5 protein-coding genes are annotated in these 7,239 nt (G+C 34.2%); all 5 read right to left on the reverse strand.

Annotated elements, in window-relative coordinates; genetic code table 11:
* Window positions 1-475 precede the first annotated feature (475 nt).
* Window positions 476-757, reverse strand: coding sequence for a DUF1827 family protein (locus ABS916_RS12675; RefSeq protein WP_041556056.1), 282 nt, complete (start codon window positions 755-757; stop codon window positions 476-478).
* 220 nt (window positions 758-977) lie between these two features.
* Window positions 978-2,405, reverse strand: coding sequence for a glycoside hydrolase family 1 protein (locus ABS916_RS12680; RefSeq protein ID WP_350452247.1), 1,428 nt, complete (start codon window positions 2,403-2,405; stop codon window positions 978-980).
* Window positions 2,406-2,555: 150 nt separating this feature from the next.
* The gene (locus ABS916_RS12685; protein WP_350452248.1) at window positions 2,556-4,016 is read right to left on the reverse strand and encodes a glycoside hydrolase family 1 protein; all 1,461 of its coding nucleotides are present in this window, start codon (window positions 4,014-4,016) and stop codon (window positions 2,556-2,558) included.
* 24 nt (window positions 4,017-4,040) lie between these two features.
* The gene (locus tag ABS916_RS12690; protein ID WP_023176659.1) at window positions 4,041-5,966 is read right to left on the reverse strand and encodes a beta-glucoside-specific PTS transporter subunit IIABC; all 1,926 of its coding nucleotides are present in this window, start codon (window positions 5,964-5,966) and stop codon (window positions 4,041-4,043) included.
* A 136-nt stretch (window positions 5,967-6,102) separates the two neighbouring features.
* Window positions 6,103-6,978, reverse strand: a complete 876-nt coding sequence (licT, locus tag ABS916_RS12695) for a BglG family transcription antiterminator LicT (RefSeq protein WP_350452249.1) — start codon at window positions 6,976-6,978, stop codon at window positions 6,103-6,105.
* Window positions 6,979-7,239: the final 261 nt, after the last annotated feature.

The following is a 7,239-nucleotide window of genomic DNA, read 5'->3' on the forward strand; positions in this document are numbered from 1 at the left end:
TAGTTTTCAAAGGTCTAAAGTGTGTTGTTTTGTTCGTGACAACTTATACATAATATCATGTGTAGCGATGTCTGTCAACAACTTTTGTTTTTATTTTTTTCGTTGATTTGAATCAATTGCCTCAACGACATCTACTAATATACCAGCGAAATCAACATTCGTCAACATATTTTTAGAATAAAATCACAATTTTTATTAAAGATGAACATTCATTTAAATTCAGAATTTAAGTACCGCAATTTAGTTTAAAAAAACGAACATTCTTGTAAATTTTATTACACATTGTAAAGGAACAGTTCGTTGCATTTTTTCATTACATAAATATTCTAAAATTCATGCATAAATCTTAATAAAAATAGATACTGGATTAAAAAAAAGTTTTACACGAATAAATTCGTGCAAAACTTAACTTCTCTACTATTTTTCAATAAGACTTATTCCGTTTATTTCAATAACTTCCTTGTACCATGAAAAATCAATCTTCAACAGGGATGGATAACTCGACAATATTAGGAGCATAGATAAATTCAACGTTGTCAATAGTTGTATCAAGTATGTTTTTTAATACAAAGTTAATTTCAGCATTTTTTATAGCGCGACTTTCATTTAATAAAATGACATCCTTACTTATTGAAGATCCTGAACAAATCACGGTAGTTGGACCTAAAGAGAAAACTTTTATAAAATTTGCATTAGTATTTTCCAATTGTTCTACTACAAGTTCCGAATGATTATTAGTAACATCTATTAATTTCATCATCTCACTCCTCTTACTTTTAGTTAGTATCAATATATTATATAACTAAATAAAAACTATTTAAAGCTTTTTCTATTTTTAACAAGAAAAAAGTTTGGCATTTAAAATAAAAGGAGTGATCATACCTAAAAAGTTTCCAAAAATCTCTCTCAATTTTTCAATAACATGATTATCTTGTAAGTAAAAAACCTTGCACGAGTTTAATCGTACAAGGTTTTTTTTATTTTTCAATAAGACTTGTTCCATTTGTTTCAATAACTTCCTTATACCATGAAAAGCTTTTCTTTTTATAACGTTCCAATGTACCTGTTCCATCATCATACCGATCAACGTAAATAAAACCGTAACGTTTTTTTAATTCAGCTGTAGAAGCACTGACTAAGTCAATACATCCCCACGTTGTGTAACCCATAACTTCGACCCCATCTTTCAGAGCTTCTCCAACTTGGACTAAATGATCATTCAAATAATCAATTCGATAATCATCGTTAACTGTTTTATTTCCATATTCATCTGTAATTAGCTTATCATTAGCTCCCAATCCATTTTCAACGATAAATAAGGGTTTTTGGTAACGATCCCAGAAGTCATTCAAAACAATACGCAAACCTTTAGGGTCAATTTGCCATCCCCACTCAGATGCTTCTAAGTATGGATTAGGTATCCCACCTAAAATATTGCCTTCACCTGCTACTCGTTTGCTTTCGTCAGCTGTTTCAGTAGAACTCATGTAATAACTGAACGAGATAAAATCAACCGCATTTTTTAATAGTTCTTCATCTTCTGGACCAAAATCTAATTCAATAGCATTTTCACGGAAGAATCGTTTCATATACCCTGGATAAACTCCTCGAACGTGTACATCAGAGAAGAAATAATTTTTACGTTCTGCTTCCATAGCAGCAATAACATCATCTGGATTTGGAGTTAATGGGTATGTCGGCATAGCTAAAACCATACATCCAATTTGTGCTTCCGGCATTAATTCATGTCCAATTTTAGTAGCCAACGCACTCGCTACTAACTCGTGATGAACCGCTTGATACAAATCTTTTTGTGTCAGATTTTCTGGTGCAGTAGCAATTCCACCACTCATAAATGGTGCATGTATAATTGAATTAATCTCGTTAAAAGTCAACCAGTATTTCACTTTCCCTTTGTAGCGTGTAAAGACAGTCCGCACGTAATTTTCGTAAAACCCGATCATTTTGCGATTAACCCAACCGTCGTATTCTTTGGCTAAATGTAATGGTGTTTCATAGTGAGATAGTGTTACTAATGGTTCGATATTGTATTTAAGAAGTTCATCAAATAAATCATCATAAAATTTTAATCCAGCTTCATTTGGTTCAGTTTCGTCTCCATTAGGAAAGATGCGTGACCAAGCAATTGACGTACGGAAAGTTTTAAATCCCATTTCCGCAAATAATTTAATGTCTTCTTTATAGCGGTTATAAAAATCAATCCCGACTAATTTCATGTTATCTTCTGTCGGTTCGTCCGTTATCGGGCCAAATCCGCCTTGAGGTGTTACATCTTGGACAGACCACCCTTTACCATCTGCGTTGTAAGCTCCTTCTAATTGGTTTGCAGCTACTGCTCCACCCCACAAAAAATCTTTTGGAAATTGTTCTACTGTCAAAGTCATCTTCTCCTTTTTTCGATCAATTATTTTAGATTCTTCATTTTATTAAACGTTTATTTTATTAAGTATAGCATATGTTTTTTTAATAGAGGATACGGCAGTTGCCTAGAAAAGAACTCGCTCAAAACAAGACCCTTCTTTCGCCTGCTTTATTTATTTACTTAAATCCATTCCATTCGTCTCAATAACTTTTTTATACCAGAAGAATGAATCTTTTCTAGAACGCTCTAATGTTCCATTCCCTTCATCATCTTGATCAACATAAACATATCCATAGCGTTTAGACATTTCTGAAGTGGAAGCACTAACTAGGTCAATCGCTCCCCAACTCGTGTAACCCATTAGATCCACACCATCTAGTGCCGCTTCCTTCATTTGTTCAATATGCTTTTGCAGATAATCAATTCGGTAATTATCATGAATACTGCCATCTTCTTCTACTTTATCATAAGCCCCTAATCCATTTTCAACAATAAACAACGGCAGTTGATAACGATCATAAAAATCTTTCAAGGTCCATCTTAATCCAATTGGATCAATTTGCCAGCCCCAATCAGATGTTTCTAAATAGGTGTTTTTTATCCCTCCCATAAAGTTTCCGCTAACTTGATCTTCTGATGGGTTTGAGCTAGTTGTATTGGACATATAATAACTGAAGGAAATAAAATCAACAGGATAGGCTTTCAAGATTTCATCATCGCCACGTTCTTTATGGATGTTAATATCATTTTCAAGGAAATAACGATCCATATAAGCAGGATACTTTCCACGTGCTTGAACGTCTGTAAAGAACAAGTTCAATTGATTTTCCTCTTGCGCTTTTATTATATCCTTCGGGTTATTAGTTTCAGGGTAAGTTGTCATGCGCGCCAACATACATCCTATTTTAAATTCAGGATTAATTTCATGTCCAATTTTTGTAGCTAATGCGCTAGCTACAAATTGATGATGTCCAGCTTGATAAGACAACTCCAATGGATTTTCTGCGTCATCTACTAGTACTCCACCGCCTGTATATGGACTTAATGTAATAATGTTGATTTCATTAAATGTAAGCCAGTATTTCACTTTATTTTGATAACGTGTGAAGACAGTCTCAGCATAATTAACAAAGAGATCAATGACTTGGCGATCCGCCCATCCATTATACTTCAAAGTTAAGTTCAAAGGTGTTTCGTAATGAGACAGAGTTACCAAAGGCTCAATGCCATATTTTAGACATTCGTCAAATACGCTATCGTAAAAAGCAAGTCCTTCCTCATTTGGTTCTATATCATCCCCATTTGGAAAAATGCGTGCCCAGTTAATCGATAAACGGAATACTTTAAAGCCCATTTCTGCTAACAAAGCGATGTCTTCTTTATAATGATGATAAAAATCAACCCCAAAACGTTTCGGGAAAACAGCATCTACTTTTCCTGCTAAAATTGCTTCAATTTCTTTACCTGAAACGTCTAATGAAAACCCTTCTCCTCGTTCTTCTTTAGGTATAAATTTTACCATGTCGGCTGTAGAGAGGCCTTTTCCTCCCTCATTATATGCACCCTCAAATTGATTGGCTGCAGTTGCGCCTCCCCATAAAAATCCTTCTGGAAAACCATTACTATTTTTCATCTGATTACCTCATTTTCTTATTTTTTAAATGACTACAGTCATTAATTGTTCGTTAGAAGAAACAGTTGCTTTCTCTGTCGTGATGACATCTAAATAATTTTGTGAATTTGTGATAACTACAGGCGTAACCACGCTGTAACCGGCTGCTTGGATCTTGGCAATATCAAATTCAATTAAAAGCTGACCTTTTGTTACTTTGTCTCCTTGCTTAATGTGTGGAACAAATCCTTCAGCATTCATTTGAACAGTATCCATACCAATATGGATCAAGATTTCTGTTCCTTCATCTGACGTTATACCCACTGCATGAAACGTTGGAAAAAGCATTGTGACAACTCCATTAACTGGTGAAACTAATTTCCCTTCAGTTGGTTCAATTGCCAAACCTTTTCCCATAGCTCCAGATGAAAAAGCTTCATCTCGAACATCAGAAAGCGGAATAATAGATCCTTTTAATGGGCTTTCGATAGTATCTTTTCCAATATAAACTTCATTTCCTGAATCAATGATTCCATCATTAGTTGTTTCTGCCACAACTGCATCATCTTCATACAATTTTCCGAAACCAGCAATATAAGTTAATACAAAACCAAGAATCATAGCTCCAATGATAATGGCTATTACTATAGGCACATTACCTAAACCACTCTCAGCAGGATTCAGGAAGTTGGTGATTCCAAATACTCCTAGTCCTCCTACAACGTATCCATTAGCTCCGACTAATCCTAGAGTTGCTCCACCCACACCGGCAGCGATACAGCTCATGATGAAAGGTTTTTTAAGAGGCAAAGAGATACCATAAATTGCTGGTTCTGTTACACCGAACATACCGGAAATTACAGAAGGAATACCTAAAGACTTAACCTTTTTCTCTTTTGTTTTTACCATAATTGCAATAATTGCTCCAGTTTGTGCAAATGAGGCTGCAAATGACATTGCTAAAATAGGATCATATCCGTAAACAGCTAAGTTGTTCAGAGCTACTGGCACAAGACCCCAATGCAATCCGAACATAACAAATATTTGCCAGAAACCACCTACAATTGCACCTGCTAAGATTGGGCTTAAGTTATAAACGGCTAAAGTCCCGGCTCCTACTAAGCTACCTGCCCATGTTGCGATTGGTCCAACGATCATGAAAGTTACTGGGACAATAATCAAAAGAGTAAAAAAAGGAATTAAGAAGGTTTTGACCACGTCTGGAATGATTTTTTTCAATCCTTTTTCAACTTTAGATGCTAGAAAAATAGCAACAATAATCGGAATAACGGTTGACGAATAGTCCATTAGAATAAGTGGAAGTCCTAGGAAAGTGGTGTGCACTGGGGACTCAATAATGGATCCGGAAAACAGTGTATAAAGAGGATCTCCTGCTCTGATTCCAGCTAAAGTCGGGTAAACCAGTGAAGCACCAATAGCCATAGCCGTGAACTGATTCACTTTGAATTTTTTACTGGCTGTAAATGCTAGGAAAATAGGGAAGAAATAAAACAATGAATCACCTATAGCATTTAATATTTGATACGTTCCTGATTCAACTGTTAGCCAGCCTAGTGCTACAAACAAAGCATTGAATCCTTTGATCATACCAGTAGCAGCTAATGTTCCTAAAGTTGGTGCAAAAATTCCTGAAATCATATCAACGAACTTATTGAACAGACCTACTTTCTCATCTGATTCTTGTTCAGAAGAATCATTACTATTTAAATTTCCGACAGTTACGACTTCTTGATAGACATCCGGTACATGATTTCCAATAACGACTTGATACTGTCCGCCACTTTTGATTACGGTTACAATTCCGTCCATTTTCTTTAGTACATCTGTATTTGCTTTACTTTCATCTTTTAATTTAAACCTTAATCTTGTTACACAATGAGTTAAACTATTGATATTTTCTGTTCCGCCCACGTTTTCAATTATTGATTTAGCTAATGCTTCGTATTTCATCCTAATTCCTTCTCCCATTTAATTTTTTTAAAAAGAAAAACCTAAATCAATAGCATAATGCATCATTACTCGATACATATTAGCTATCAATTTAGGTTTTGCCTGCTTGCGCAGTAACAATCCATCATTGATTAGTTTATTTAATTATTTTTTCACTCGTTACTCGTTGGATATGAATCGCTAAGTAAACCTGTTCATCTTTTGAGAGTAGCGTATGGTGTTTATTCGTAAGGTAACTATTGATCTTATTTGTACATTCAAAAGCTTTTGGATACTTTATTTTAACTTGCTCGAATAAAAAATCATCATTAGATCTTTTGTTATCATGTTCCAGCATTCTACGAGCAAAATATTGTAAGTGAGTAACAAAACGAGAATAGTTAAAGGAATCTTCATCAAAAGTGATTCCAAATTGTAACCGTACAATTGTTAAAATATCTTGCACAACTTCAGTCATTTTAACGGTAATTCCTAGTTCTTGTCCTTCTTGTTTAGCATTCACAATATGCAAAGCAATGGATGCAGCTTCGTCTTCATTCATTATCACACCGAATTTAGTTTTAATCTTTTCTAAAGCTTTTAATCCAATCTCATATTCCTTTTTATAAAACTTTTTTATTTCCCAAGTTAAAGGATTTTTAATTTCGATTCCTTCACTCGTTCGGCTTATCGCATAGTTCAAATGATCCGTTAAAGTTAAATAGATATTATTGCTTAATTTAGTTTTTAAAATAGACTGTGCGTATTTGATCATATCATTGGCTATTTCTATAATTTCTGGATTGATTTCTTTAAACAAAGTAGAAAAAGTTTCAATACCTTCATTTCCTTCTGGTACAAACGTTTTTTCTATTTTTTCGACTTCAATTGTATCGCCAACTTTACGTTGGAAGGCAATCCCTCTTCCCATTACTACCATTTCTTCATTAGTATCAGTCAAGGTGATCACAACATTATTATTCAATACTTTTTCTATTTTCATTTTATCGCTTTGCTCACCAACTTTCATCATATAGAAAATAAAAAACCTAAACTCATTCCAAATGCTCTGTCTCCAATAAGATAGAACAATTCGAATCAATTTAGGTTTTGCCTGCCGATGCAGTAACAATCCTTTGTTACAAACAATATAACACGTTCGAATTAGTTTTGCAAGCGTTTTATTAATTGATTTATTACTCTTTTTATTCTAAACAAAATGACTAGTTTAAAAAGAACAAAAAAAGACACCATCCGAGGATGATGTCTTTTTGATTTGCGTGGCAACGTCCTA

The organism is Carnobacterium sp. (assembly GCF_040274945.1).
In the GTDB taxonomy this organism is placed as follows: Bacteria; Bacillota; Bacilli; order Lactobacillales; family Carnobacteriaceae; genus Carnobacterium_B.

Excerpts from the sequence above, each read along its gene's own strand:
- ABS916_RS12675 (WP_041556056.1), bottom strand. The coding sequence starts at position 757 with ATGAAATTAATAGATGTTACTAATAATCATTCGGAACTTGTAGTAGAA.
- ABS916_RS12680 (WP_350452247.1), bottom strand. The coding sequence starts at position 2,405 with ATGACTTTGACAGTAGAACAATTTCCAAAAGATTTTTTGTGGGGTGGA.
- ABS916_RS12685 (WP_350452248.1), bottom strand. The coding sequence starts at position 4,016 with ATGAAAAATAGTAATGGTTTTCCAGAAGGATTTTTATGGGGAGGCGCA.
- ABS916_RS12690 (WP_023176659.1), bottom strand. The coding sequence starts at position 5,966 with ATGAAATACGAAGCATTAGCTAAATCAATAATTGAAAACGTGGGCGGA.
- licT (WP_350452249.1), bottom strand. The coding sequence starts at position 6,978 with ATGATGAAAGTTGGTGAGCAAAGCGATAAAATGAAAATAGAAAAAGTA.